26 protein-coding genes are annotated in these 25,036 nt (G+C 50.5%); 17 read left to right on the top strand and 9 right to left on the bottom strand.

What is annotated here, in order from left to right; genetic code table 11:
• Window positions 1-50: 50 nt before the first annotated feature.
• Together QWY82_RS15510 and QWY82_RS15505 are read left to right on the top strand one after the other, a co-directional pair.
• The gene (locus tag QWY82_RS15510; RefSeq protein ID WP_290264189.1) at window positions 51-1,124 is read left to right on the top strand and encodes an acyltransferase family protein; all 1,074 of its coding nucleotides are present in this window, start codon (window positions 51-53) and stop codon (window positions 1,122-1,124) included.
• A gap of 80 nt (window positions 1,125-1,204) precedes the next feature.
• Window positions 1,205-2,086: a glycerophosphodiester phosphodiesterase family protein gene (locus QWY82_RS15505; RefSeq protein WP_290264186.1), complete on the top strand. Its 882-nt coding sequence runs from the start codon at window positions 1,205-1,207 to the stop codon at window positions 2,084-2,086.
• On the opposite strand, the gene cobB is transcribed toward QWY82_RS15505, so the two are convergent.
• Both cobB and QWY82_RS15495 read right to left on the bottom strand, forming a co-directional pair.
• Window positions 2,067-2,831: a Sir2 family NAD+-dependent deacetylase gene (gene cobB / locus QWY82_RS15500; RefSeq protein ID WP_290264185.1), complete on the bottom strand. Its 765-nt coding sequence runs from the start codon at window positions 2,829-2,831 to the stop codon at window positions 2,067-2,069. The two genes, QWY82_RS15505 and cobB, sit on opposite strands and share 20 nt — an antisense overlap.
• Window positions 2,818-3,357 (bottom strand): PadR family transcriptional regulator, encoded by a 540-nt coding sequence (locus tag QWY82_RS15495; protein ID WP_290264183.1) that lies wholly within the window; start codon window positions 3,355-3,357, stop codon window positions 2,818-2,820. The genes cobB and QWY82_RS15495 overlap by 14 nt, the downstream gene beginning before the upstream one ends.
• A gap of 155 nt (window positions 3,358-3,512) precedes the next feature.
• On the opposite strand from QWY82_RS15495, the gene QWY82_RS15490 reads away from it, so the two are divergent.
• A complete protein-coding gene (locus QWY82_RS15490; RefSeq protein WP_290264181.1) occupies window positions 3,513-5,177 on the top strand; it encodes a phytoene desaturase family protein in 1,665 nt (554 codons plus the stop codon).
• A gap of 70 nt (window positions 5,178-5,247) precedes the next feature.
• Here the strand turns inward: QWY82_RS15490 and trhP are convergent, their stop codons facing one another.
• Window positions 5,248-6,561 (bottom strand): prephenate-dependent tRNA uridine(34) hydroxylase TrhP, encoded by a 1,314-nt coding sequence (gene trhP / locus QWY82_RS15485; RefSeq protein ID WP_290264179.1) that lies wholly within the window; start codon window positions 6,559-6,561, stop codon window positions 5,248-5,250.
• A 153-nt stretch (window positions 6,562-6,714) separates the two neighbouring features.
• On the opposite strand from trhP, the gene QWY82_RS15480 reads away from it, so the two are divergent.
• Window positions 6,715-7,809 carry a GGDEF domain-containing protein gene (locus QWY82_RS15480; protein WP_290264177.1) on the top strand — a complete coding sequence of 365 codons (1,095 nt, stop codon included), beginning with the start codon at window positions 6,715-6,717 and terminating at the stop codon, window positions 7,807-7,809.
• A 22-nt stretch (window positions 7,810-7,831) separates the two neighbouring features.
• Here QWY82_RS15480 and QWY82_RS15475 read toward each other — a convergent pair whose 3' ends face one another.
• The gene (locus tag QWY82_RS15475; RefSeq protein WP_290264175.1) at window positions 7,832-8,647 is read right to left on the bottom strand and encodes a glutaminyl-peptide cyclotransferase; all 816 of its coding nucleotides are present in this window, start codon (window positions 8,645-8,647) and stop codon (window positions 7,832-7,834) included.
• A gap of 26 nt (window positions 8,648-8,673) precedes the next feature.
• Between QWY82_RS15475 and QWY82_RS15470 the strand changes: the two genes are divergently transcribed.
• Window positions 8,674-9,306 carry a DUF502 domain-containing protein gene (locus QWY82_RS15470; protein ID WP_290264173.1) on the top strand — a complete coding sequence of 211 codons (633 nt, stop codon included), beginning with the start codon at window positions 8,674-8,676 and terminating at the stop codon, window positions 9,304-9,306.
• Here the strand turns inward: QWY82_RS15470 and QWY82_RS15465 are convergent.
• Together QWY82_RS15465 and mnmC are read right to left on the bottom strand one after the other, a co-directional pair.
• Window positions 9,303-9,629 carry a late competence development ComFB family protein gene (locus QWY82_RS15465; RefSeq protein ID WP_380736129.1) on the bottom strand — a complete coding sequence of 109 codons (327 nt, stop codon included), beginning with the start codon at window positions 9,627-9,629 and terminating at the stop codon, window positions 9,303-9,305. The genes QWY82_RS15470 and QWY82_RS15465 overlap by 4 nt on opposite strands.
• Before the next feature lie 55 nt (window positions 9,630-9,684).
• Window positions 9,685-11,757, bottom strand: coding sequence for a bifunctional tRNA (5-methylaminomethyl-2-thiouridine)(34)-methyltransferase MnmC2/FAD-dependent 5-carboxymethylaminomethyl-2-thiouridine(34) oxidoreductase MnmC1 (mnmC, locus tag QWY82_RS15460; protein WP_290264169.1), 2,073 nt, complete (start codon window positions 11,755-11,757; stop codon window positions 9,685-9,687).
• Window positions 11,758-11,889: 132 nt separating this feature from the next.
• Here mnmC and QWY82_RS15455 point away from each other — a divergent pair, with 132 nt between their 5' ends.
• On the top strand, window positions 11,890-12,288 hold the full coding sequence (locus QWY82_RS15455) for an MAPEG family protein (protein ID WP_290264166.1): 399 nt from the start codon (window positions 11,890-11,892) through the stop codon (window positions 12,286-12,288).
• Window positions 12,289-12,336: 48 nt separating this feature from the next.
• Here the strand turns inward: QWY82_RS15455 and fldB are convergent, their stop codons facing one another.
• The 3 genes from fldB to trmL all read right to left on the bottom strand — a co-directional run bounded on the left by fldB (window position 12,337) and on the right by trmL (window position 14,066).
• Complete coding sequence (fldB, locus tag QWY82_RS15450) at window positions 12,337-12,858, bottom strand: flavodoxin FldB (RefSeq protein ID WP_290264163.1); 522 nt, start codon at window positions 12,856-12,858, stop codon at window positions 12,337-12,339.
• Window positions 12,855-13,301 (bottom strand): flavodoxin domain-containing protein, encoded by a 447-nt coding sequence (locus QWY82_RS15445; RefSeq protein ID WP_290264160.1) that lies wholly within the window; start codon window positions 13,299-13,301, stop codon window positions 12,855-12,857. The genes fldB and QWY82_RS15445 overlap by 4 nt, the downstream gene beginning before the upstream one ends.
• Before the next feature lie 300 nt (window positions 13,302-13,601).
• Window positions 13,602-14,066 (bottom strand): tRNA (uridine(34)/cytosine(34)/5-carboxymethylaminomethyluridine(34)-2'-O)-methyltransferase TrmL, encoded by a 465-nt coding sequence (gene trmL / locus QWY82_RS15440; protein ID WP_290264158.1) that lies wholly within the window; start codon window positions 14,064-14,066, stop codon window positions 13,602-13,604.
• A gap of 271 nt (window positions 14,067-14,337) precedes the next feature.
• Here trmL and QWY82_RS15435 point away from each other — a divergent pair, with 271 nt between their 5' ends.
• The 11 genes from QWY82_RS15435 to QWY82_RS15385 all read left to right on the top strand — a co-directional run bounded on the left by QWY82_RS15435 (window position 14,338) and on the right by QWY82_RS15385 (window position 25,036).
• Window positions 14,338-15,267: a type IV pilus biogenesis protein PilM gene (locus QWY82_RS15435; RefSeq protein WP_290264156.1), complete on the top strand. Its 930-nt coding sequence runs from the start codon at window positions 14,338-14,340 to the stop codon at window positions 15,265-15,267.
• Window positions 15,264-15,872, top strand: a complete 609-nt coding sequence (locus tag QWY82_RS15430; RefSeq protein ID WP_290264154.1) for a PilN domain-containing protein — start codon at window positions 15,264-15,266, stop codon at window positions 15,870-15,872. The genes QWY82_RS15435 and QWY82_RS15430 overlap by 4 nt, the downstream gene beginning before the upstream one ends.
• A gap of 1 nt (window position 15,873) precedes the next feature.
• Complete coding sequence (locus tag QWY82_RS15425) at window positions 15,874-16,536, top strand: hypothetical protein (protein WP_290264152.1); 663 nt, start codon at window positions 15,874-15,876, stop codon at window positions 16,534-16,536.
• A gap of 67 nt (window positions 16,537-16,603) precedes the next feature.
• Entirely contained in the window at window positions 16,604-16,858 is a 255-nt protein-coding gene (locus tag QWY82_RS15420; protein ID WP_290264149.1) for a hypothetical protein, read from the top strand.
• 9 nt (window positions 16,859-16,867) lie between these two features.
• A complete protein-coding gene (gene mshL, locus QWY82_RS15415) occupies window positions 16,868-18,592 on the top strand; it encodes a pilus (MSHA type) biogenesis protein MshL (RefSeq protein WP_290264147.1) in 1,725 nt (574 codons plus the stop codon).
• A gap of 3 nt (window positions 18,593-18,595) precedes the next feature.
• Entirely contained in the window at window positions 18,596-19,507 is a 912-nt protein-coding gene (locus tag QWY82_RS15410) for an ExeA family protein (RefSeq protein WP_290264144.1), read from the top strand.
• Window positions 19,504-20,904 carry a UDP-N-acetylglucosamine--peptide N-acetylglucosaminyltransferase SPINDLY family protein gene (locus QWY82_RS15405; RefSeq protein ID WP_290264141.1) on the top strand — a complete coding sequence of 467 codons (1,401 nt, stop codon included), beginning with the start codon at window positions 19,504-19,506 and terminating at the stop codon, window positions 20,902-20,904. Before QWY82_RS15410 ends, QWY82_RS15405 begins: the two co-directional genes overlap by 4 nt.
• A gap of 15 nt (window positions 20,905-20,919) precedes the next feature.
• The gene (locus QWY82_RS15400; protein WP_290264139.1) at window positions 20,920-22,659 is read left to right on the top strand and encodes a GspE/PulE family protein; all 1,740 of its coding nucleotides are present in this window, start codon (window positions 20,920-20,922) and stop codon (window positions 22,657-22,659) included.
• Complete coding sequence (locus QWY82_RS15395; protein WP_290264138.1) at window positions 22,656-23,879, top strand: type II secretion system F family protein; 1,224 nt, start codon at window positions 22,656-22,658, stop codon at window positions 23,877-23,879. The genes QWY82_RS15400 and QWY82_RS15395 overlap by 4 nt, the downstream gene beginning before the upstream one ends.
• A complete protein-coding gene (locus QWY82_RS15390; RefSeq protein ID WP_290264136.1) occupies window positions 23,876-24,424 on the top strand; it encodes a type II secretion system protein in 549 nt (182 codons plus the stop codon). Before QWY82_RS15395 ends, QWY82_RS15390 begins: the two co-directional genes overlap by 4 nt.
• 198 nt (window positions 24,425-24,622) lie before the next feature.
• A complete protein-coding gene (locus QWY82_RS15385) occupies window positions 24,623-25,036 on the top strand; it encodes a type II secretion system protein (protein ID WP_290264134.1) in 414 nt (137 codons plus the stop codon).

Here is a 25,036-nt window from a genome sequence, read left to right as displayed (position 1 = left end):
TCTTTAGGGCGCTTTGTGTGCCCTTTTTTTATTTTGCAACGGAGTGGTTGATGTCAAAAGGTCGCTATATTGCCTTGGATGCTATGCGAGGCCTAACCTTGGCTTTGATGATCGTGGTTAATACCCCGGGTTCTTGGTCTGCTGTTTATGCGCCACTCTTGCATGCGGATTGGCACGGATGGACGTTTACCGATCTAGTGTTTCCATTTTTTCTATTTATTGTGGGTGCGGCTCTTTTTTTTAGCCGGCAGGCTTCCGCACAGCCAACGCGTTTCGAGCAGTGTAAAAAAATCACCCGCAGGGCGTTTATGTTGGTGGCCCTAGGTGTATTCCTAGAGTACTACCCGTTTTTAACGAATTTAGAAAGCTTGCGATTGCCCGGCGTTTTGCAGCGCATCGGTCTTGCATACGCGTTAGCGGCTTATATACAGGTGTTCATTCGACCGCATTGGAACCTTGTGTTAATCGCGGCGATATTGGTGCTTTACTCGGCGTTACTTTTGTGTGCGAGCGACCCTTACGGGTTAGAGGGCAATATTCTTCGCGCTTTTGATCTCGCGGTTTTGGGGGAGTCGCATCTGTGGGCGGGCAAAGGCTTGGCGTTTGACCCGGAAAATTTATTGGGCACTGTCGCCGCAACAGCCACGGTGCTAATCGGCTTTGAAGCCGCGCGCTGGTTGCGATCGGGGCAGTCGTTTTGGCGGCTGGTGTTGGGGCTTGTTGTGGTTGGTATCTGTTCTGTTGTTGTGGCGTATGGCTTACCCGAGCCCATTAATAAATCCCTCTGGACATCAGCATACGTGCTGTTAACCGGTGGTTTGGCGTTGCTATTTTTAGCCGGTTTATTGGTGCTTGAGCGGGGTAGGCTAGGCGCTTGGGTAATGCAGCCGTTTTCCATACTGGGGCAAAACCCCTTGTTTATCTACGCCTTGTCTTGGCTTTGGGTGCGAAGCTACAGTTTGGTAGCTACAGAAGACGGCACCTTATATGATTCGCTGTTTCTGTGCTTGGCCCTAGCCATGCCGGCTAAACTAGCCTCGCTCGTGTTTGCCCTCTTGCATCTCGGCCTGTTGTGGCTGTTGGCTTGGTGGCTGCACAGCCGGAAAATCTACATAAAGCTCTAGATGCGCGCCGGTGAAGGCTTGTTCAATGGCTAGCTAAGGCGTTAGCATGGGCGCCTTTCAAGTCTGAACAGCAGATACCCATGGGAATTATGAAGAAAATCGCACTGGTTTTAGTGGCTCTGTTAGCAGTTTATGCCGGGTTGCGCTTTTTTGTTTCGGCGGCACCCACTCATCATCCTTTTTACCAAGATGTTGGCTTTGAGGTGATAGCACACGGCGCTGGCCAAGGCTTGCAGCCAAAGAATACCCTAGAGGCGGCGTTGCTGTCCCATAAGCTCGCTGCTGATGTTATTGAAATTGATATTCATGCTAGTAGCGATGGCGTGTTGGTACTAAGTCACGATGAAACCGTTGACGATATGACCGACGGTACGGGTTTTATAAAAGATAAGACTTTTGAAGAATTGCAAAGTTTAGACGCGGCGTTGGGCTTTAAAAAACTAAGCGGCTCACCGCTGCAGGGTACCGGGGTAAAAATACCGGCACTACAAGATGTTTTCACAGCGCTGCCGGGCGCTCGCTACATCATTGAGATTAAGCAGCTGAGCCCGAGTATTGCTGAATCTCTGTGCGAATTAATTCAGCAGCGCAATATGCAGGGGCAGGTTTTAGTGGGCTCCTTTTTCACTGAGCCCTTGGAGACATTTCGCCAGCATTGTCCTTCGGTGGCAACGTCTATGTCGCAAGAGGAGGTGACGAAGCTCGTCATTCTTCAAAAAATGGGTTTATCACACTTGTATGATTTGCCCGGTGTTGCCTTGCAGGTGCCCATGCGCTCGGGCGCTATCACGGTGGTTACCGAATCCTTTTTACGCGATATGAAACAGCGCGGCGTTCGGGTTCAAATTTGGACTGTGAATAGCTTGGATGAAATGCGAGAGCTTATTGAGATGGGTGTGGACGGTATCATCACCGACTACCCAGATCGCTTGCATACGCTTATTAGCAATACGACGGACTAAGTGTGTTGATGAGCCGCTGCACGTAATCGGGTGCGACTTGTGTTGCAGGGCCGTAGAGGCCTTCATTAAAGGCGCTGGCATTCAGTGACGGTTCTAAATTTAGCTCGACGGTTTTGGCGCCGTTTTGACGGGCAAGGTCAAAAAAGCCAGCCGCCGGGTAGACATTACCCGAGGTGCCAATGGCGATAAAGAGCTCGCATTGGCTTAAGGCCTGGTAGATTTCATCCATAAATAGCGGCATTTCTCCAAACCATACAATGTGCGGTCTTAGACTGCCTTGGCTATTACAGGCCGGGCAGTGATCGGTTTCATCGAGATTTTGCTGCCATTTAAAAACTTGATGGCAGTGGGTGCAGCGCGCCTTGGTCAGCTCCCCGTGCATATGGTGTAGTTGTCGACTGCCGGCTTTCTCGTGCAGGTTGTCGACATTTTGGGTAATCAATAAAAATGAATGGCCGAGTGCGTGTTCGAGATCCTTCAAGGCTAAATGTGCCGCATTGGGCTCTGCATCCAGTAATCCTTCCCGCCTAAGGTTGTAAAAGCGGTACACCAAGGCGGGATTCTGGGCGAAGGCTTCGGGGGTGGCCACGTCTTCAACCCTGTGGTCTTCCCATAGGCCATTGTTATCCCTGAAGGTTTTTAAACCGGATTCGGCCGAAATGCCTGCACCCGTTAATACCACTACCTTGGGTGTTTTCAATTTAGGTGTTTTCGATTTAAGCGTTTTCGATTCAGGTATTGTCATTGATCGCCTCCAGGCACTGGTTGGCCCACTGCAGCCAATTTTCTTCTGCACTGATACCGTATTTTAAGGTGAGGTAGGGCAGGCGCATGGCCTTTTGTTGGTCTCGGTTCAGGCCTAGGTATTCTTCTTCTATGGCTTTAAGTTTGGCGAGACCTTTTTGGTGTAGCTGTTGGTGGCGTTGGATTTCGGCCTGTAACACCTCGGCTTCAATATGTGCTCCACCGTAGACCTTGATGAGCAGGGCGTCTTTGTATTTATTGACTTCCGCGGGTTCGCGCAACCACTGCGTCATGGCTTGCCGACCTTCGGCGGTAAGTTCATAGATTTTTTTATCGGGCTTGTCGGCTTGTGTTTCGGTGCTAAAGCGCACCCAGCCAGCCTCGCTAAGGGCCTTTAATTGTTGGTAGATTTGTTGATGGCTGGCGTTCCAGAAAAAGCCCACCGAGCCCTTAAAATGCTGACTTAAATCGTAACCGGACGCCGGGTGTTCCGCGAGCATAACGAGTAGGCTGTGTTTAAGTGACATGGCTGGTCTCAAACGGGGTGTTGATGTGACGTTTTGGTTCGGTTATGCAAATTATTGCATATGTTGGCGGTGTGGCGTACATTATGCAAATTGTTGCATAGTTCCGTGGTGGTGGCTATGCCTCCCTTCGGTCTCTAACGGATAAGGATTTTGCTGTGACAGCTAACACTCAGGCGACATCGAACCAAGAACCTGGTGCGAAGCGCTCGGCCAAGCGCTCGGTGAGAACAGGTAAACGCTATCGAACCGGCAGAGCGGCAACGCACTACGATGTCATTGTGATTGGCTCTGGAATAGGCGGCCTGTGCACGGCGGCTCTATTGGCCAAGGCAGGCAAAAAGGTCTGCGTGTTAGAGCAACACTATACCGCCGGTGGTTACACCCACAGCTATGAAAACGCCGGCTACGAGTGGGATGTTGGCGTCCACTACATTGGCGAAGTCCATAAGCGCTGGTCGATTTTGCGGCGTATTTTTGATGTTATCAGTGATGGCAATATCAAATGGGCGGCGATGAACAAATGCTATGACCGCATCATTTTGGGTGACGAAACTTTTAATTTTGTCGCCGGTAAAGATAATTTTATTAGCGGCTTGGTGCAGCATTTTCCGGACGAGGAAAAGGCTATTCGAGATTACGTGGCGCTGTTGCAAGCGGTGAGTAGCAAAGTACCGCTGTTTTTCGCCGGTCAAGCGCTACCCTTCGGTATTGCGAAACTCTACAACAGATTAAGGCCGCGTTTTTTCCCGGCCTATTTTTTTCAAACCACGCGTCAAGTGTTGGAAACCTTCACTCGAAATGAAAAATTAATCGGCGTGTTAACGGGCCAGTGGGGCGACTACGGTTTACCGCCCTGTGAGTCGAGTTTTCTCATGCACGCCATGGTCGCCAAGCACTACCTGGCCGGCGCCGCTTACCCAGTGGGTGGTAGCTGGGCTATAGCGCAGGGCATTATTCCGGTGATTCAAGCAGCCGGCGGCGAGGTGTTTACCTACGCCGGCGTCGAGCAAGTACTGGTGACAAACGGCCAAGCAGTTGGCGTGCGCTTGAACAATGGCGATGAAATTTTAGCGAGCCAAGTGGTGAGTAATACGGGTTACTGGCCAACGGTCAACAAGTTGCTGCCCGAGGCGGCAAAGCCAAAATTTGCGGCCGATAAAATGACGATACCCTTAAGCTCCGCGCATTTGTGCCTTTATGCTGGCTTTAAGGGCGATGCTAAAGCGCTAGGTTTGGATAGCACCAATTTGTGGATTTATCCAAATGCCGATCACGACACCAATGTGAAAAAGGCGAAGGCGAGCAATAATAGCGAATTTCCATTGATCTATATTTCCTTTCCCTCCACCAAAGATCCGAAATGGGATGAAAACTATCCAAACAAAAGTACGGTAGAGATTGTGACCACCGGTAGCCTCGATCAATTTATGGCCTGGACAGGCACGCAATGGAGTAAGCGGGGCGATAATTACGATGCCCTAAAACAGGAGATCAGCGAACGCTTGTTGGAAATTTTGTACCAGCATCGGCCGCAATTGCGCGACGCGCTCGATTTTTCAGAGCTGTCAACGCCGCTGTCGACTCAGTGGTTTCAATGGAACGAAGTGGGAGAAATCTACGGCCTAGATCACACGCCGGCACGTTTTAAACAAACGAAATTGCACCCACAAACGCCCATCAAAAACCTCTACCTCACCGGCTCGGATGTTGTCACCGCCGGTGTCGGTGGGGCTTTAATGGGCGGCGTTATGGCAGCTACCCGTATGCTGGGTTGGCAGGGTTATAAAATTGGCCGACTTCTGAAGCCACGATCTCGGTAGCGCGCAATTGTTGAACCTTGTCGAGTCGCGGTAAAACACTAGGCACACTGCCTAGTGTTTTGTTCAGTCGTTAGGGCATATAGCGCATCAGCATAGCGAAATCGGTTTGTTCGCCGAGTGCAATCTCATCTGGAATTTTTACTTTTACAATGTGGCCGCTACCCGGCGCGCAATCGATAGCTGCACCGTTTTTATTAGCGAGGTGTTCGATGTTAAAGCGGTGGTTACCTTGTGGCGTAATCAGCTCCATAGTGTTGCCCACTTCGAAGCGGTTTTTCACATCAACGGTTAACCAATTGTCTTGCGCCGATAAGGTCTCGGCGACGAATTGTTGATTGACGTTGGTTGAATTGCCCGCCGTATAATTTTGGAATTCACTGGGTACGTGGCGACGGTAAAATCCCTCTGTGTAACCACGGTTTGCCAGGTGCTCCAGTTCGCGCATCATGTTCATATCAAAAGCGATGCCGGCATGGGCATTGTCGATGGCTTTGCGATAGACCTGCGCCGTGCGCGCCACGTAGTAATGGCTCTTGGTGCGACCTTCAATTTTTAAAGAGTGCACACCCATGTTGACTAAGCGCTCGACGTGTTGCACGGCGCGTAAATCTTTAGAGTTCATAATATAAGTGCCGTGCTCGTCTTCGTAAGCAGGCATGTATTCGCCCGGTCGGCTTTTTTCTTGTAACAGCACGGGTTGTACTTCGTCGTTTGGATCGAAGAGCTGGGGTTTTTCTACCGCGATCAGATCGCCAAGTTCATTTTCTTTGGCTTCGTGGCTGTTGTATTCCCAGCGGCAGGAGTTGGTACAAGCACCTTGGTTCGGGTCGCGGTGCGTCATATAACCAGAGAGCAAGCAGCGGCCTGAATAGGCAATGCAAAGTGCGCCATGAACAAAGACTTCGAGCTCAACCTCAGGGCAGCGCTGGCGGATTTCTTCCACTTCATCGAGTGAAAGTTCGCGCGATAAAATGACGCGGGAAATGCCTTGTTTGGCCCAAAACTTAACCGCGGCCCAGTTAATGGCGTTGGCTTGCACGGATAAGTGCACTTCTTGCTCAGGCCACTGTTCTTTCACCATCATGATCAGACCTGGGTCCGACATGATCAGGGCGTCAGGGCCCATGGCGATGACCGGCTCTAGGTCTCTAATGTAGGTTTTAACCTTATCGTTGTGGGGCGCGATATTGCTGGCTAGGTAAAACTGTTTGCCCATGGCATGGGCCTCCTCGATGGCGGAGGCCAAATTCTCGATTTTGTTGAATTCGTTATTGCGCACGCGCAAGCTGTAGCGCGGTTGGCCCGCGTAGACTGCGTCGGCGCCGTAGGCGAAGGCGAAGCGCATACTTTTGAGTGTGCCGGCTGGGGAGAGTAGTTCAGTCATGGGTGTCTCAGTCGTAATTACCAATTGCGGGCTATTCTACCGTAATCGCCTTGGGTCGGCAGCGATTTGGTCGATATCCTTGGGGTAACTTAAACGTGGTAGTTTTTACCGGTATACACGCTGTGGGAGAGGTGGCTGTGCTCAGGAGGACCTTTGGATCACGAAGCTGAAAATAAGCGGCTACAGGGGCTGATCGAAAAGCTGGTGCTGCGGATTGATGAAAATCAACAAATAGCGCGGCGCTTTCATGACTTCGAGTTCAGGTTACTCGAGGCTGCCAGTTTACCTGAGCTGTTCGAGGTGCTAATTAAGGAGGGGCCAAATCACTTCAAACTAAAAGCGATGAGTTTGGTGTTGTTCGACCCAGATTATGTGTTCGAGCAGCTGTTCGAAGCGCTGGACTTAAAGCACTGGGTGCCCAAAGTGCAGCTGCGCCATCGGCAGGATTTCTTTGACCAGTTATTGGGGCAGGCGACGCAGCCTATTTTGGGTGAGCTGGATGCGCTAACCCACGGGCGCTTGTTCCCAGGCGCTGGCACGGTGGCGAGTACGGCCTTAATTCCGCTTTACTCTAAAGGTATTTTGCAGGGGAGCTTGCATTTGGCCAGCGAAACGGCCGAGCGCTTTACCCCTGATAAGGCGGTGGATTTTATTCAGCACATGGCGGCAATCCTAGCGCTGTGTATTGATCATTGTGTCGCGCAAGAGCAGCTTCGCCGTGAAGGCCGGCAAGACCCCCTCACCCAAGTGGGCAACCGGGCGGCGTTTGAGCAAGACCTTGCACTAGAGTTAGCGCGCGCAGAACGAAGTTGTTTGCCGGTGAGTTGCGTTTTTGTCGACCTCGATCATTTTAAGAAAATTAATGACAATTTCGGCCATGCCAATGGCGATATGGTGTTGCGCGAAGTGTCGAGCGTTTTACAAGAGCAATTGCGTAAAACCGATGTGTTGGCGCGCTTTGGCGGCGAAGAGTTCGTTGCCTTGTTGCCGGCTTGCGATGCAGAGCAGGCGATGGAAACGGCCGAGCGGGTGAGAGCCGCCATAGAGGGCATGGCGATTGAAACCAGCGCCGGACAACCCATTCCGTTGTCGGCGTCGATTGGCGTCAGCAGTTGGGAGCCGCGCAAGCATAAAATTCCTATTGTCGAGCTGGGCGCGGCTTTATTGCGTCAGGCCGATGCGGCCATGTATTTGGTAAAGAAGGCAGGTCGCAATGGCGTGCGTTGGCAGCCCTTGGTGGTGGGTTAATCGGCTACAAATTGCCTAAAGATTAGGGTCTCGGCCATTCGATTGGCCGAATCAAATACAGTTTCCGCCAGCGCTTGCCGGTTACCCACAACGCGTCCGCCTCGGCGTCATAGGCAATGCCATTGGCGACCGAATCCCTTTGTAAACCAAAACTATGCAGTTTTTTTTCCTGCTCGATGATGGTGGATAAATCGATCATCGCCACGACTTGTCCCGTGCCCGGGTGGATAGCGTAAATGCGAGGGTCAAACCAGACATTGGCCCAGATGAATCCGCGCGCCACTTCGAGTTCATTGAGGGCGTTTAGCGGTTGGTTGTTCAGGGTTACCTCGAGACTGCGCTGCAGGGCAAAATCATCGGGTGTGCGAAATTGTAGCTTGGCTGAGCCGTCGCTCATGATCAGGTGCTTGCCGTCGAAGCTCAGTCCCCAGCCTTCGCCCCGGTAGCGCGCTATTTCTACTTGTTTTAACGTGTCGCTGGTAAATTTACGGGCAATGCCTTGTTGCCAAGTAATGAGCCAAAGATGCGTACCAATAGACGCCAAGCCTTCGGCAAAGTCTGACTTCGATAATAATTTTGTTAGGCTTGGCGCATTAGAACCTTCTTTGATGGGGTAGCGTTGAATAAAGCTTTGTTTGTACAAGCCGCTCGATTCAACGAATGCTTGCTGATCGATGATTAAGCCTTGGGTGAAGGCAAGGTTAGGGTGAGAGCGGGTGCCGATCTGTTGGTATGCTAAGTTACTTGGCGTTGATTCGCTGCGACTGGCCGCCACGAGTGTTGTTGAGGTCAACAACATAACCATGACAATTGAGCTCATTGCGATTACATTACGCACGCACATCATTCCTCGGGGGAAAATCATTGGAGCGTATTAAATCATTTATCTGGTTGACCCTGCTAGGCGGTTTAACCGTGGTGTTGCCAATCAGCATTTTTCTGCTGGTGTTTACCTGGTTTTACGATGTTATCAGTGCACTCATCGCGCCAGTGACTGCGGCGCTGCGGCCGCATTTAGGCCTATCGGCAACCTTAGTGGATGCCGTGGTGATCGGCTGCTTGCTGGTGGTGTTTTGTTTAATCGGTCTGCTGGTTAAAACCCGCGTTGGGGCTTGGTTGCTGGGCCAAATAGAGCGCGTGCTGAAGCGCATTGCGCCCGGCTATAAGACTATTAGTGATGTTGTCGGGCAGTTCCTAGGCGGTGGCTCCTCGAGCTCGCTGCTGTCGGGGCAAGTGGCATTAGCTAAAATTTATGGCCCTGAATCACCGGTGACTGTGACCGTCATTGTGACGGCTAAACACGATAATGGTGATTACTCTGTGTTCATGCCAACAGCCCCCATTCCAACCTCGGGTATCGTGTACCACTTGCCTGCTTCTTGCATTATTTTGTTGCCCCATGTGTCTGTGGAGGCGGCGATGAAAACGGTGATTGCCTGTGGTGCTGGCTCTCAGTTGCTCACGCGGCCGGTCGATGTTCAATCGAGCGCTGTTTAAGTAGCGTCTGTTGCTATCTCGGCTTCTTGCTCCCGCGACTTCACGTATTTGATCGCGTCTTTGACTGCCTTGCGTACTTTCTTTTGCATTTCTTCTTGCTCCTGCGGCGAGAGGAAGAAGCTCATATCGACATCGTGCCTGATGTAACGGGGTGGTAGGTGATTGAGTGCGACACAGGCGACGTCGGCGAGAAAGTCGGCATCCTCTTGGGCTCGCTCGCTACGATTGATGATTTCGTCCATAACCTGGGCCTCGTAAAAGTTATGTATGGAATCGGTTCCAGGTTGCAGTTGTTGTCTGCGTCTGCCGGCGTGCAATAGCATAGGGTTACCTTTGGTTGACCGCGATGAATCCTTACAGTGTAGAAGAGCCTTGGCTTTAGCGCTTACCTCTGGCGATATCGCGGACTAAAAAGCGCGCCGGGTTCAGTGCAGCGCACAGGTCTTGTCGGATGGGAACCGGAAGGTTGTTGGCGAGGGCGGCGATGTATTGTGCGCAAATGGGCGTGTAAGCGAGGCCTCTTGAACCATGGGCGAGGTTGACCAGCAGATTGGGCCAGTAGTGGTGAGCGCTCGGTATCACTCTTTTGGCATTTTTGGCCAGCAGCGCGTAAGCCTCAGCCATCTCATCTTCCTTCGCAACTGGGCCCACCAGTGGCAGGTAATCGGGCGAGGTGCATCGGAAGCCTACGCGGCCGCTTAAGGTTGAGGCATCGGGTAGTGCTTGCCCATAAAAATCCTTCAGGTTGGTTAAAAATGCGAGGTTGGCGCGATGATCTTCGTGCCTTGGTGCTGGGTCATCGAGCTTCAAATTAAAGGTTGCGCCAACGCAGTGACTATTGCCAAAGGCGGGCGCGAGATAGCCCTCTTGTGTGACCACTGTTTTCAGCTGTTGGCTGGTTTCGGTGGCCGGTAGTTGTGTCACTTGCCCGCGGATGCGCTTAAGTGGCAGGTGTTGGGTGTGGGCGAAGTGTTTGGCTTGGTCGGCGCAGCAGAGCACCAGTAAGTCGGTGTCAAAACACTCTGTCTGACTGGTCACCTGAGTATGAGTTGTCGAGGCTATGTGCCAGCGCCCGTCACCCGTGGCTTCAAATGTTTCTATGTTGGTGTGAAATCGGCTGTTTATATTTGGGTGCTGTATTAGCCACGCGCACAGTTCGGCCGGATTCAACCAGCCGGCATTGGGTAAATATAATCCGCCGTTGTTCAATGCAAGGCCAGCCAGTTCGCTCGCCTGTTCGGCAGTTACTTCGCGGGCAAGGGAGGGCGCTAGGGTGGCGGCGGAGGCGCTTTGTTGTTCCGCGGTTTCATCTTTGGCGGCTAATTGCAAAACCCCACAGGCGTCACCGTGATCGGGTCGCGCTTGCCAAAATGCACGATAGGCGGCTTGCGCATAGCTAAGGCTGGTGATGTTAAAGCGCCCTTGAGGGTGACGTTTTGGCGAGAGCTTTGCGTAGACGATGCCTTGCGCATTGCCTGAAGCCATGAGTGCTGGTGCCGCCTTGGCTTCCACCAGCGTCACTTGCCAGCCCAGCTCCGCCAGCGCGCGCGCTGTGTGGCAACCGGCAATACCGGCGCCGATAACACAGGCGCGGCGCCCGCTTGGTTGGAGTTTAAAGGCTTGCCAGGGGGTCGTTTTCTTTAGCCGTATATGAGCAGAATCGGCGGTATTTTTTTTCTCATCTTCGGCCGGCGGTGGGCCACGGAAACGCCCACTTAACATCTCCCGTTTACGGCCAAAACCTTTTTGTTTGGCAACCGCAAAACCGACTTGAGCGAGGCCGCGGCGCACCATCCCTGCAGAGGTGTAGGTGGCGAAGGTTGTTTCAGGATGGGACAGTAAAGCCAGTGTCGCGAAAAGTTCGCTAGACCACATGTCGGCGTTTTTGCTGGGCGCGAAGCCATCGAGAAACCATGCATCCACGGCCGTTTTTGCGACGATGAAGTCCGGGTGCTGGCGATGTATCTGTTGATTGAAGCCTGCTGTCGCATCATCAATCGTCAGTAGTAATTGCACTCGTCCGTTAAACAGGCTGAGGGGATAAATTTCCGTTTCCAGCTGGTCTGGGTAGGCGGCAATTAACGCTTGGCTCAACGCCGATAAATCCGGCCAGAGCGCCAGTGCCTGTTGCAGTTCAATCTTGCTGAGGGGAAATTTTTCCACCGTAAGATAATAGAGGCGGGCATCTTCCGGCGCGGTGCGCAACCAAAGCTCAACCGCTGCGAGAAAATTGAGCCCAGTGCCGAAGCCCGTTTCACCAATAACAAACTGGCCTTGGGCTGGAAGCGCTTGCCAGCGTGGCGCTAAGTTGTTGTGTTGATGAAACACGTGGCGGCTCTCTTCTAAGCCAGAGTCAATGGAAAAATAAACGTCGCCGAATTGGGTGGAAAAGGGTAGCCCCTCGGACCAGCTTAAGGTGTGAGGCGTATGTATCGGCGGATTTGCGTTCAAGGTTGTGGTCACTGGATTTGTGGTTAGCTCAGGAGTTTTGCTGTGGTAAAGCTGCAATTTTACGTCTAATGGGGTAAATTCACGCCATTAACTCGCTCTTGCCATAATACTTATAAAGCGTTTGAGGACATTATGACCTACCCCTTAATTGTTTCACCTTTGTACATCGCACTGTGTGGTTTATTAATTCTAGTGCTCGCCATGTTAGTGGTGCGCGCTCGGTTGAAATACCGTGTTGGCGTTGGCTCGGGCGGTCACGCTGATTTAGAGCGGATAATTCGCGTGCACGGCAACGCCGTTGAATACGTGCCCATGAGCTTATTGCTTATTGTTGCGCTGGAAGCCACCGGCGGCGCCGCTTGGTTGATTCACACCGCGGGGAGCGCTTTGTTTGTCGCTCGTCTGCTACATATCTGGGGCCTAGGTCACAGCGCCGGGCCGACTAAACCTCGTCAAATCGGCATTTTAGTCAACTGGATCGTGATGCTAGCAACCTCCATTTTGATTCTTTGGAAGTTGCTATTGCCCTAACCTCGCTCCTTGCTGCTTGGGTTTGGCGCTTCGGTGAAGTGCCAAACCCTACAGCGCCCAGTCACGCCTTAGCCCGTCACACCACTGTTGTATCCGCGCCTCACTTTGCTCAAATTGATTTTCGTCATCTAGCGCTAAGCCAACAAACCACTGTTGATCGGCTGTTAGTGCCTGCGAGGCCTCGAACTCGTAACCGGTTACAGGCCAATAGCCCGTGGGAAGGGCGCCGGCGGCCACGAGCTTGTCGTGCAAGTAACCCATGGCGTCCAGAAACCACTCGGGGTAGCCCACCTGATCGCCTTGGCCGAACAAGGCTATATGCTTGCCGTGAAAATCAATACCTTCTAGCTCGGGCCATAGGTTTTCCCAGTCCTCCTGGATCTCGCCGTAATCCCAAGTGGGTATGCCAAGGATCAGAAAGGTGTATTGATTGGCAAGGTTCAGCGGCGCTTCGGCAATGTTGAGATTGTCCACAAGGTCGCTGCCAAGATAGCGTTGGATTTTTTCAGCCGTCATTTCTGTGTAGCAGGTAGACGAACCGTAAAACAGGCCAATGGGTGCGTGGCTCATACGTCATCTATCCAAGTCTTGAGCCAGGCCAAGCCCTGAGCTTGTGGGTCGTCACCGTCCATGGCATCAATAACTAGGGGTTCGCCGTCGCGCACGGCGCCAATATCGGCCAGGGCTGCATCTAGGCGGTGACCAGCTTCTGCGAAGGTGGGGTAGCAACTATCGCCCAAGATAATCATGCGGTAATGCTGGCCAGCAATGGCGGGAAATTCAGTGGTGAGTTGATCATAAAAAGGCTGGATATTGTCCGGCAAGTCGCCGGCGCCGGTATTGGACGTGCAAAATAGCCAAAGTGCCGACTTGTTTTCAGTGAGATCGATCGCTCTCGGAGCCATCTCCACCCTGGCCGTGTGGCCATCTTGGTTGAGTTGCCTCGAGATTGCTTCGGCAACGCCTTGGGCTGTACCCATGACAGTGCCGACAAAGATAATAATATTTGCCATGACTAAACTCGGTTGCTGGTAATTTTGGGGTTAGGGCCTGTCTACTCTATGTTGCCTGTCGCTGTTGCGGTATAAAAACAGCCATTTTTAGCGCGAAGAGCGCGGTATGGTGTTATTCCAAATAAGTGATGAGTAACGATGGCTGGCGAATTTTTAGCCACAATCCGAAGGGCTGGCCTTTTTTCGCGTCCCATTGCGTTGTCAGTCGCTTATGTAACTCGCTACACCGGTCTTGCTGGACACGAAAGTGCGGTTCCAGCAGTGACAATCAAAAAATGTGAGCAGGCCCTAGTTTAGTGCCTAAGCGGCACCAATAAAACCCAGCTGACGCCAGGCCTCGTAGGCCATTATGGCCACAGCATTGGATAGATTTAGGCTGCGCGAGTTGGCCACCATGGGGATGCGCAATACCTGCTCGGGCACCAGCGATTCGCGGATATCGGCCGGTAAGCCTCTAGACTCGGGCCCGAACACCAGCCAGTCGCCAGCTTGGAATTGCGCCTTACTGTGGCTTCGCTGGCCTTTGGTGCTCAGCGCGAACAGTCGCTCGTGATTGGCAATCTCGGTAAAGGCCTGCCAGTGTTTATGGTGCGTTACCTGAGCCCACTCGCTGTAATCTAAGCCAGCTCTTCTCAGCTTCTTGTCGTCAAACTCGAACCCCAACGGCTCAATGAGGTGCAAATTAGCACCCATGTTGGCACACAGGCGGATGATATTGCCCGTGTTGGGCGGAATTTCAGGTTCGTAAAGTACAATATTGATCATGTTGATGTCCGATCAGGGCCAAATTTACTGGCGTTGTTAATGTTGAGTATTTGCCTGATAACCTTGCGGGAAGTTATTGATAAAACTACAGTTATAACAACTAGTCGGGTATGTTACGGTAATTACTTGCACAACTCATGGGGTTTTGCGTTTTTTGCCGGCCATAGCCACGGTCAAATCACTGGTTTAAGTTTCCTCACCGCTGGCAGATAGCCTCTATGTCGGCCAGAGGGAATAACGCCATCTGCTGCCTTATCAAGGAGAACGCGGTTTGCTGAAAAAATTGTGGTCTCGCACCCAACCTGATGGTCGCTGCGGCCTCCAGTTTAATGGCGGCGAGATAAACCTTGTCTACACACTGCGAAACCCAGATCAAATTCACTTGAAAGCCTGCGAATCTTTGGCGTCTAGCGATGGCTGGCCCGAGCGGAGCCAATTACTGGGCGAGCGCGTTAAAGCGTTGGGTATTTCGGGCGTAGGTTGCAACGTGGTACTCAACCAAGATCAATACCAGTTGTTTATGATGGATGCGCCTAAGGTGCCCGAGGAAGAGTTGAGAGATGCCGTTAAATGGAAAGTGAAAGACCTGATTAACTACCCGCTCGAGCAAGCCGTGGTCGATGTCATACCATTGGCCGACGATTGTGGCCGCTCTGGGCAAAAATTGGTTTATGCCGTCGTGGCGAAAAAAGATCTCATTCTTGCCACTATCGAGACGGTTGCAAACGCTAAGCTGCACCTAGAAAGCATTGATATCGATGAGATGTCTGCCCGCAACCTCGCCGGAGTGGCATCCAGTGGACCCCGAGGTGCTGCGTTGGTGCATTTAAGTGCTGGAAAGGGCAGTTTGTCGCTGGTTAAAAACGACTGTTTGTATTTATCCCGCAATTTTTCCATTAATTATCAGGCCGGATTGTTAGATGACCTGCCGGTAGAAGCGTTGGTACTCGAGTTACAGCGTTCCTTTGACTACTACGAGCGGCAACTCGGGCAGGTGCCTCCAGCTCATGTTTGGTTGTTTGGTGAACATGTCAGCGCCGATAAAATAACCGAAGAACTGCGCGGTGCTTTCTTTGGCGTCAATTTTGGCGTGCTTTCCTTAACCGATTTAGTCGCGCCGAGCGAGCAATTTGACGAAGCTATTCTGCAACAGTGTGCTTCGGCCGTCGGCGCCAGTTTGCGTCAAGAGGTTGCGCCATGAGTTGGCAGCAGGTCAATCTTTACCTACCCGAGCTTAAGCCCAAGGACGAAGTGTTAAGTTTTAATGCGGCGCTATATCTGTGCGCTGCTGTCTGTGTGTTATTAATCCTGTTGAGCGTTGTTGGCAAGGTTGAAAATAGCCAGTTGTTAACCTCAACCCAAGCAATTCAACAGCAGTTCGACCAGCAAGCGCAGGAAATTACTGCAATTAAAGCCGCATTACCATTGAGCCAAGCGGCACAGGTGCAGCAAGAGGTGGACAAGCTGCGTTTGGATTTGGAGCGGCGCCAGCGAATTTATCAACTGATTAATCAGCAAAATTTAGGCAATAGCGAAGGTTTTTCCAGCCAGCTATTGGCCTTGGCAAGGCAGCATCAGAAAAATATCTCAGTGCAAGCCTTTCAGATCAATGCTGGTGGTAAACAGTTTAATTTTAGCGGTAGCGCCGCATCTGCTCAGGCTGTGCCACAGTATCTCCAGCGGTTACAATCTGAGGCTTCATTTAAAAATAGTCGCTTCGGCCATTTAGTTTTAGAGCGCTCGCAAGGCAGCACCGTTACCTTTAGTTTGAGCCGCGACGCACAAGTTTCAAAGGCGGGGCGTTAACATGTCAGCCATAAAAAATTACCGTGAAAAATTTGAGAAGCTGCAAACGCGCGAGCGAGCGCTCGTATTATTGGTTGTTTTAGCTTTGGTTTATTTAATTTGGTCGCTCGCTATTGGCGCGCAAATTGACGCTGAGACTAAATTGCTACAGCGAACGCAGATTGATTTGGATGCGAAGGTTGCTAGCCAAAAGGCAGAGCTAGCCAGTTTGGCGTTAAGGCAACAGCAAGATCCCGATAAATTATTGCGCCAAGAAGCAGTGCAATTGGCGCGCGACATCGAACAGCTGGATCAATCACTCGCTGCAATGTCGGTCGGCTTAGTACCCGCGCACGAATTGCCGCTAATCTTAGAGAGCGTCTTATTGAAAACCGGAAAACTGTCTTTAGTTGGTCTTCAAACCTTACCCATTGAAGAGCTGCAGCTTAGCACCCAGCAAGATCAAGCCGATACCACACCGACAACAGGAGTTTACCGTCATACAGTTAAATTAACGCTTCAAGGTGGCTATTTTGCCCTGAATGAATATTTACAAACCCTAGAGGCGCTACCATGGCGTTTTTATTGGGATAGCTTGGATTACAAGGTGAGTTCGTATCCGCAAGCCGACATTGAGCTGAAGGTGTATACCTTGTCGACTGAGCGAGGTGCTGTCGGTGGCTAAACCTGTGAAAATCTTAACTTGTTTACTTTTGCTGGTTTGTGCCGCTAGAACCGGAGCGGAAGTTCCCTTGTCCGATCCAACCTCGCCCTTAGGTTTTAACCAAAAGTCAGCGAAGGCACAGCCTTTCACCTTGAATTCGATTTTTATATCTGCAACTCAGTCTAAAGCCATTGTGAATGGTAAATTGGTTAAAGTGGGTGACTGGGTTAACGGCGGTAAAATACTCGCGATTAGCGATGCAGAAGTTGCGGTAGAAACCAAAGACGGTGTACAACGCTTAGCGTTGCATGGCCAAATTAAAAAGAATAGTGCAACTCAATAGGATGTTTTGATGGAGCTTATGTTGAAACAACATTTACGGGGCGAGCGCGCGATTGCGCCAAGTTGGTTATTACCGTGTTTATTGACGTTGCTTGTGAGTTGCACATCCTCAACCCGCGAAGCAGATTTTTCTATTGAAAAGGAAATGGCGCAGGTCGTTGAGGCAGAAAAGGTTGCCGCGCCTAAGGCTGTACCTGATAGCGTGAATAACACTTTGCTAGGCCAGTCTGCGCCAGCTGTCGCGGTGGTGCCTAGGTTTGATGTATCCGTTCACAACGTTAATGCGAAAGATTTTTTTCTCGGGCTTATTGATGGCACCGGTACAAATGTCGTGGTGCACCCAGCGGTTGCTGGGCAGTTATCGTTAAACCTCAAAAACGTTACTGTGCTTGAGGTGCTCGAAGTGGCGCGCGATATTTATGGCTACGAATTTAAAGAGCGTAACGGCATCTATACGATCTACCCGTTGGAGTATCGAACGGAAATGTTCCCGATTGATTACTTGGACGTTCGGCGCGTTGGTATTTCCGATACATCGGTTCCGGTCGGTCGGCTAGATTCAAATAACAGCAATAACAGTAATAGCAATAGCAGTGGAAACTCACGTTCAGGTGGATCAAATAGCGGCTCTAACCCCAACTTACTTGGCATGTTTGGCAGCGCTGAAGATAATAAATCCTCCTCCGGTCAAATTTCTGCAGGTTCTCAAGTCCAAACTTTGTCAAAGACAGATTTTTGGTCATCTTTAAGGGAAACTCTTATCGCAATCATCGGCGGTGAATCGGATCAGCGTCGCGTGATGATATCGCCGCAAGCGGGCATGGTTATCGTCAAGGCGCTACCAGCCGAGCTGTTTTCGGTTCGGGAGTTTCTCGAGCGATCAGACATGACCGTAAAGCGTCAGGTGGTTATCGAGGCCAAAATTCTCGAAGTAAAATTAAGTGACGAGTTTGCCGCTGGAATTAACTGGAGTGCAATCAGCGGTCAATTAATCATGGCGCGCAATGTGTCTGAATTCGAGTTGCCAAATAATATTACCGTAGGTGCCGAAACTGGCGAGCTATTTTCGTCGCTATTGAAGGTCAATGATATTAGCCAGCTGTTAGACTTGCTAGAGCAGCAGGGCAATGTGCAAGTGTTGAGTAGTCCAAGAATTTCTACCGTGAATAATCAGAAAGCGGTGATTCGCGTGGGCACAGATGAGTTTTTCGTGACGGGTCTGTCGAGCAATACAACCTCTAATGCCTCCTCTACCACCAGTACGCCAAATATTGATTTGGCGAGTTTTTTCAGTGGTATTGCGCTTGATGTCACTCCGCAGATCGCGGCCACGGGCGATATTATTTTGCATATTCATCCGGTGGTCAGTAGCGTTTCTGATCAGGAAAAGAACCTGACAATAGGTGATGAGAAGTTTTCCCTACCTTTGGCAGTGAGGGATATTAGAGAAACCGATAGTATTGTTCGAGCCGAGAGTGGTCAGGTGGTTGTGCTTGGTGGTTTGATGCAGGAAATTCTGCAAGAAGTTGACGGAAAAACCCCGCTGTTGGGTGATATTCCCGGTGTGCGTGGCATGTTCAATACCCGTAATTATAAAAAAGTTAAAACTGAACTGGTAATACTGTTGCGGCCAACTGTCGTCGACGCAAACACCTACCTGAAAGATGTTGAATCAAGCAATCAGCGCGTTAAGGACTTAGGTGTTACTTATCGCGAAATCTTTGGTAAGGAGTAACGCTTGTACACAGAATTCTTCGGCCTGCAAGAAAAACCCTTTTCGCTGACGCCGGATACCCAGTTCTTTTTTAATAAGCAAAGCCATAGGGCCGCGCTTAACACTATGCTCGGCGCGGTTCAGAATAATGAAGGTTTTATCAAGATTGTTGGTGAGGTTGGCACAGGAAAAACCTTGCTTTGCCGTAAATTATTGTCACTGTTAGACGGCAAATTTAAGGTTATTTATATCCCCAACTCCTATTTAACACCCAATGAGCTAAAAGGGCTGGTAGCTGCGGAAATAGGTGCAGAGTTCGCGGCAGATATGCCTGCTTACCAGCTGATGGGTTCGATTTACCGCAAACTTTTACAGTTGGTAAAAGATAGTGTTCAGGTGGTGTTAATTGTTGATGAGGCGCAGGCCATGCCTCGCGATACCTTAGAGTCTTTGCGCCTTTTGACTAATCTTGATACGGAAAAACGAAAACTGTTACAGGTGGTGTTGATTGGTCAGCCCGAGTTGGATGAAACGCTCGAAAGATCTGATCTGCGACAATTAAAACAACGAATTGTATTTACTGCACGATTACAGCCGTTAACCTCCGAGGGCGTTGCAGAGTACGTGGGGTATCGAATGAGTTCGGCCGGCTGCGATAGGTTGGTGTTTTCTAAATCCGCGCTTTTGTATCTCTACTGGAGCTCCGGTGGCATTCCTCGGCTGGTAAATTTGTTGGCTCATAAAGCCTTAATCGCTGCGTTTAATGCTGGCGATACGTCGGTGAACTCAGAACACTTGGCTATTGCAATCAACAATACCCCCGAGGCGCGACGGCTTGGGCGCTTCGTTGCTCAGGGCGTTAACTGGCTCTGGCCTGTTGCTGGTGGTGCCGGTGGTATCTTGTTGTCGGCTTATTTGGGTAGTGTTATGTCATGACAGAAACGCAAGCTACATTACATCAACTGCAAAGGGCTCAGAGCGACAGTTCGGGCGATCCTTTGCCAGCCGTTGATTATGTGCACTCGGTTGAATTCGTTAGCGCGACGCCATTGGCTAGGTGGTTAAAATTATCCGGGTTGTTTACCTTTCTGTTTGCTTTTTCTGCCCATCAATTCTATTTGTTCGATTTAGGCGAGCTTACCGATCAAACACCTGGCGTTGTTGAGACGCTTGCGATGAATGAGCAAGGCAATGTGCCATCAGCTGGCTCGAACCTTGAGCAGGCAGTGGCGGCCAGTCAATCACCAATTATGCTTCCGCCAAACTCTTTAGCAGAATCGGACCCGCAGTTAACGCAAGAGGCAATGTTGGAACAGACTAAGGCGCTGGCGCTGCAGGCCGAGCAGGAGCGAGAGTTAAGTTTGTTACGCCAGCAGCAGATCGACCTTTTGTATAAAAACGCTGCTATTGCGTTGTCTAAGGATCGATTGATGACACCTGAGTCAGATAATGCCGTGCATTACTTTCAGGCCATGTTGGATCTTGATGCAACGGAACCTAGAGCGCTAGCCGGCTTGCAGCAGGTGGCAAAGCGCTATAAAGCCTTTGCGATAAGTCTTGCGAAAAAAGGTGATATTACAGCAGCGGCGCAAATGCTGGAAAGAGCTGAAACAGTTGCGCCTCAAAGAATCGGCTTGGGGGATTTAATTGCGCAAATGCCAGCTGCACATGCCTCAGAACCGAACAGCGCTATTGAACGCGATAGAGATATTACGCAGGCAGCCATTGAGTCGCCGCAAGTAAAATCGAGTGTGGTGCGCTCCTCCAATGGTAAAGCTGATGACGCTAAGTTTCTTGCTAAAAAATATATCGCGGCAGGGCAGGCTCGCGATGCGGCACTTCTGCTGAGTGGCTTCATGCCCCAGAGTGCAACTGATGGCGAGTTTGTCGAGCTATTGCACCAAGCTTATTTGAACTCCAATCAAAGTGCAGAAGCGTTGAAGCTAAGGGTGACCTTACAGGGCACGTTACCGAGTTACCACATCGCAAAAATGCAGGCAGCAGAGTTTATTCAGTCCGGTCGGCCTGCAGAGGCCATTGCGGTACTCGAAAAGAACTTGCCAAGCTACGAACAAGATAGTAGTTACTACGGATTGTTGGCAGGCTTGTACTACCGAGTGCAACGCTATGCTGACGCCGAGCAGGCCTATGAAAAATTACTAGCTGTTGCGCCAGAAACCGGCAGCTACTGGCTTGGCTATGCTGTGGCGCTAGATGCGCAAGCCAATGTTAAGGCATTAGGTGCGTTTAAAAAGGCGACCTTAACTCTGCCTGCTCAAGATGCGGCGCGGCAATATGTCGAGCAGCGGGTCAGAGAACTTGGCGGCGGTTAATAAGCGGAGACTGTTGTGAGCGAACCAAGGCAAAGAATCAGAATTGGCGACCTTTTAGTTAGCAATCAAATGATTAGCGAAGCTCAATTGGAGCAAGCGCTTAAAGAACAAAAACTCTCGGGTAGAAAGCTCGGTCGAACGCTGGTCGACTTAGGTTACGTGGATGAAAACGCAATGCTAACCTTATTATCTACTCAGCTAAAAATCCCCTTCGTGGAATTAAAGCAGTTCCGCTTCGATCGCGATTTAATACAGACACTCCCAGAAACCCAGGCGCGACGTTATCGGGTAATGCCGCTAAAGGAAAGTGCCGACGGTATTTTGTTGGGAATGGCAGATCCGACCGATATTTTTTCCATTGATGAATTGCAAAAAGTCTTTAATAAGCCTCTACATCCAGCGGTTGTGCGAGAGTCTGAATTGCTGGATGTGCTCGATATCGCCTATAGCCATAAGCAGGAAATAGCGTCCCTTGCCGAGGAGTTGGATACCGAATTAGAAGATACTGCTGTTGATCTCGCCGATGTTATTACCGATGCAGGTCAAGAGGATGCGCCGGTTGTTAAATTGTTGCAAAGGATTTTTGAAGACGCAATTAACGCTAAAGCGTCGGATATTCACATTGAGCCAGACGAAGCGGTGTTGCGTATTCGCTTGCGCATTGATGGTGTGCTAAGCGAGCAGGTGATGAATGAGCGCCGTATTGCTGCAGCACTCGTGGTTCGTTTGAAATTAATGTCGAGTTTAAATATTTCTGAAAAGCGCTTGCCTCAAGATGGCCGGTTTAACTTGCGCGTAAAGCGGCGCAACATAGATGTTCGTTTGTCAACTATGCCGGTTCAATTTGGCGAGTCGGTGGTTATGCGGTTGCTGGATCATACCGACGGCGTACGTTCCCTAGACGAAGTTGGTCTTCCCGCAGATCTACTTGTTAAGTTTCGCGAGTTGATTCAAAGACCCAATGGTTTGATATTGGTTACCGGCCCAACGGGTAGCGGTAAAACCACTACCTTGTACGGTGCTTTGTCGGAGTTAAATACCCCCGATAAGAAAATCATTACCGTAGAAGACCCAGTGGAATATCGGCTCCCAAGAGTACAGCAAGTTCAAGTACATGAAAAAATTGGCTTGAACTTTGAGAAGGTATTGCGGGCAACTTTGCGTCAAGATCCGGATATACTTTTGGTTGGCGAAATTCGAGATAGTGGTTCGGCGGAAATTGGTTTGCGTGCAGCGATGACCGGGCATTTGGTTTTATCTACCTTGCATACCAACGATGCGGTCACTTCGGCGTTGCGTTTGATAGATATGGGTGTCGATCCTTATTTAGTGGCCGCGTCTTTAAAAGCTATTGTGGCGCAGCGACTAGTTCGGAAAGTGTGCGAAAGCTGCAGCCAGGCCTATGAGCCCAACGCTAATGAGCGGCAATTAATTGCGCTTGGTAAAAAGCGATTTGGCCTCGAAGGTAGTAACCTGCGCAGGGGTTCCGGGTGCCCACATTGTTTCAATACCGGCTACCGTGGGCGCATAGGTGTGTTTGAGTTGCTCGAGGTTAATCACGCCATGGCAGATGCGCTCAGGGACAACAACGTTCGCGCCTTTAACGATGTTGTGCACAAAAATCCGACTTTCCAGCCGTTGATGTATAGCGCGCTAGAGTTTGCCATGCAAGGCATTACCACGTTGGAAGAAGTTATGCGGGTCTCGGCTCAAGTTGAAGATGAAGTAGCAGACATTGTGCTGGAGGCACAATGACAGCTTTCCGGTTCATTGGGCGCGATGCCGAGGGCAACAAGGTTACGGGCAATCTCGAGGGCGTTTCTGTTGATTCGGTGGCTACGGCTCTGCTTAATCGCGGTTTAACACCAATAGAGATTCACGCGTCATCTCAGACGGAGGATTGGCAAGAGACGATAGATGACTTTCTTGCGAGCAAACGTGTCGAGCCGGCAGATTTGATCATGTTCTGCCGGCAAATGTATACCATTACTAAAGCCGGCATCCCTTTAATTAAGGGTGTGCAGGGTTTGTCTAAATCTATGAGTCACCGCCATTTTAAGCGCGCGCTGGAGGATATTGTCACGCGGTTGGAATCTGGGGTTGAGTTGTCGGCGGCCATGCGTCATCACGGCGATATTTTCGATTCACTTTTTCTAGCCATGATTGTGGTGGGAGAAACCAGCGGTCGACTTGAGGAAGTATTTGATCAGTTGAGTTTCTATTTAGAGCGAGACCTAGAAACCAGTAAGTCGGTGAAGTCGGCGTTGCGTTACCCAAGCTTTGTTTTGCTGGCGCTGGCCGTGGCAATGGTGGTAATCAACATTTGGGTGATTCCCGCCTTTGCAAACATGTTTGCGAAGTTCTCGGCACAGCTACCTTTGCCGACGCGTATATTAGTTGGCGTGTCGGACTTTTTCGTTCTCTACTGGCCCTATCTGCTGGTGTGTTCAATCCTGTTGGCCGTCGGTATTCGGCAATACTTCAAGACTCCGGAAGGCGCAAAAAACTGGGGTAAGTGGAGTTTTAAGTTGCCGGTGGTGGGTGATATTTTAGAGCGGGCGACGATTGCACGTTATTGTCGTGCCTTTGCCTTGATGCTGCAGTCCGGTGTGCCCATTGTTCAAGCGATCGAGTTGTGTTCACGGGCGGTCGATAACCCCTATATTGGAGAAAAAATTAAGGCCATCCGATCGGGGATTGAGCGCGGCGATTCGCTTACCAGAACGCACAATGCCAGCGGGCTATTCTCGCCTTTGGTAATGCAAATGATATCGGTGGGCGAAGAGAGCGGGCAGGTCGATCAGTTACTTGCTGAGGTTGCGTCTTACTATGAGCGCGAAGTCGATTACGACTTAAAGAAAGTTGGCGATCGCATAGAGCCGCTATTGATAGTTGTAATGGCTGGTTTTGTGTTGATTTTGGCCTTAGGTATTTTTCTCCCCATGTGGGAAATGTACAGTGTGCAAAAAGGATGAGTGTTAATTTATCCGGCCGGTTTGGCTTATTTGAAATGATTTTGGTGGTTACTATCGTCGGCGTTCTGGCGGCGGCAGGGGTAAAATATTATGGCCAAATCATGGATGACAGTCGCAGGGTCGCGTTGTTAACCCAGGCTAGGGCATTTACCGCCGTTGTTGCGCAGGTGCATTGGAGCTGGTTGGTTAAAGGTGTGAATGTTGTACAGGCGTCTGATCAGGCTGATGGCGCGGTCGTTATCGATACCATGCCACTATTTGTGAATAAGTTCGGCTGGCCAACCCACAGCCAGAAGAGCTTACATGGGCGCCCTTTATCGGCGCTGGGTTGTAAGCAAGTGTGGGATTTAATCATGCAAAATGCCGGCGATATTCGCATTAAGGATAGCGCAGGGTTAAGGCCAGACGGCACGCTCAGTGTCAGCGTTGTGGACGGGTCTGTTTGCCGCTTTGAAATGCTGTCGCCAAGCAATCTGCTGCATTACTTCGACTATAGTGTGATCAACGGTAGTGTTGATGTGGTGACCGGTCAAAAATTGGAGTGAACTATAGGCTCGCTAATTGGTTAGCGGCCCTTGTTAATGTAAACTCTTAAGTTATATGGAATGTGCTGTAACTTACGCTATGCTTATTAAACTTGCGTGAATTGAGTGCAATAGGGCTGGGAAGGCCGATAGCCTTAGGTGTTGGAATCAGTTGGCCCCGTGTGCCAATGACAATCAGTGAAATTTTGGAGAGCGTCCATGAACAAAATGCAATCGGGTTTTACTCTAATCGAGTTAATTGCAGTCATCGTTATTTTAGGCATTTTGGCGGCAACCGCTGTGCCAAGATTTATCAATTTGCAAGATGAGGCGGCTGTCGCGGCATTAAATGGCCTGAAAGGCGGAATTGAGAGCTCGTCGGCGATTAATTTGGCGGCTTATTACACCGACCAGGCTGGATTGAGTACAACGGCTAAGCAATTTGTTACTGCTGGAGCTACTTGTACGGCGGCTATAACTGGTCTGTTGCAAACAGCGGTAGATACTACTTCTTACACGATAGAAACTAAGACTCTTGCTGCGGTTTCTGATCCAGTAACAACCGATTCTTGCACCATTAGCACCGTTGCTGGCAGCAATACTGTCATTGTAAATATTCACGTCGTTGATTGA

It is taken from the genome of Simiduia curdlanivorans (assembly GCF_030409605.1).
GTDB classification, from domain to species: domain Bacteria; phylum Pseudomonadota; class Gammaproteobacteria; order Pseudomonadales; family Cellvibrionaceae; genus Simiduia; species Simiduia curdlanivorans.
The sequence above is the reverse complement of the archived record's forward strand: the minus strand, read 5'-3'. Positions and strand labels throughout refer to the sequence as shown.

What these genes read in the sequence shown, in the direction of transcription:
- QWY82_RS15510 (WP_290264189.1), top strand. Translation starts at nt 51, where the DNA reads ATGTCAAAAGGTCGCTATATTGCCTTGGATGCTATGCGAGGCCTAACC.
- QWY82_RS15505 (WP_290264186.1), top strand. Translation starts at nt 1,205, where the DNA reads ATGGGAATTATGAAGAAAATCGCACTGGTTTTAGTGGCTCTGTTAGCA.
- cobB (WP_290264185.1), bottom strand. Translation starts at nt 2,831, where the DNA reads ATGACAATACCTGAATCGAAAACGCTTAAATCGAAAACACCTAAATTG.
- QWY82_RS15495 (WP_290264183.1), bottom strand. Translation starts at nt 3,357, where the DNA reads ATGTCACTTAAACACAGCCTACTCGTTATGCTCGCGGAACACCCGGCG.
- trhP (WP_290264179.1), bottom strand. Translation starts at nt 6,561, where the DNA reads ATGACTGAACTACTCTCCCCAGCCGGCACACTCAAAAGTATGCGCTTC.
- QWY82_RS15465 (WP_380736129.1), bottom strand. Translation starts at nt 9,629, where the DNA reads ATGCTATTGCACGCCGGCAGACGCAGACAACAACTGCAACCTGGAACC.
- QWY82_RS15455 (WP_290264166.1), top strand. Translation starts at nt 11,890, where the DNA reads ATGACCTACCCCTTAATTGTTTCACCTTTGTACATCGCACTGTGTGGT.
- fldB (WP_290264163.1), bottom strand. Translation starts at nt 12,858, where the DNA reads ATGAGCCACGCACCCATTGGCCTGTTTTACGGTTCGTCTACCTGCTAC.
- QWY82_RS15445 (WP_290264160.1), bottom strand. Translation starts at nt 13,301, where the DNA reads ATGGCAAATATTATTATCTTTGTCGGCACTGTCATGGGTACAGCCCAA.
- trmL (WP_290264158.1), bottom strand. Translation starts at nt 14,066, where the DNA reads ATGATCAATATTGTACTTTACGAACCTGAAATTCCGCCCAACACGGGC.
- QWY82_RS15430 (WP_290264154.1), top strand. Translation starts at nt 15,264, where the DNA reads ATGAGTTGGCAGCAGGTCAATCTTTACCTACCCGAGCTTAAGCCCAAG.
- QWY82_RS15425 (WP_290264152.1), top strand. Translation starts at nt 15,874, where the DNA reads ATGTCAGCCATAAAAAATTACCGTGAAAAATTTGAGAAGCTGCAAACG.
- mshL (WP_290264147.1), top strand. Translation starts at nt 16,868, where the DNA reads ATGGAGCTTATGTTGAAACAACATTTACGGGGCGAGCGCGCGATTGCG.
- QWY82_RS15405 (WP_290264141.1), top strand. Translation starts at nt 19,504, where the DNA reads ATGACAGAAACGCAAGCTACATTACATCAACTGCAAAGGGCTCAGAGC.
- QWY82_RS15395 (WP_290264138.1), top strand. Translation starts at nt 22,656, where the DNA reads ATGACAGCTTTCCGGTTCATTGGGCGCGATGCCGAGGGCAACAAGGTT.
- QWY82_RS15390 (WP_290264136.1), top strand. Translation starts at nt 23,876, where the DNA reads ATGAGTGTTAATTTATCCGGCCGGTTTGGCTTATTTGAAATGATTTTG.
- QWY82_RS15385 (WP_290264134.1), top strand. Translation starts at nt 24,623, where the DNA reads ATGAACAAAATGCAATCGGGTTTTACTCTAATCGAGTTAATTGCAGTC.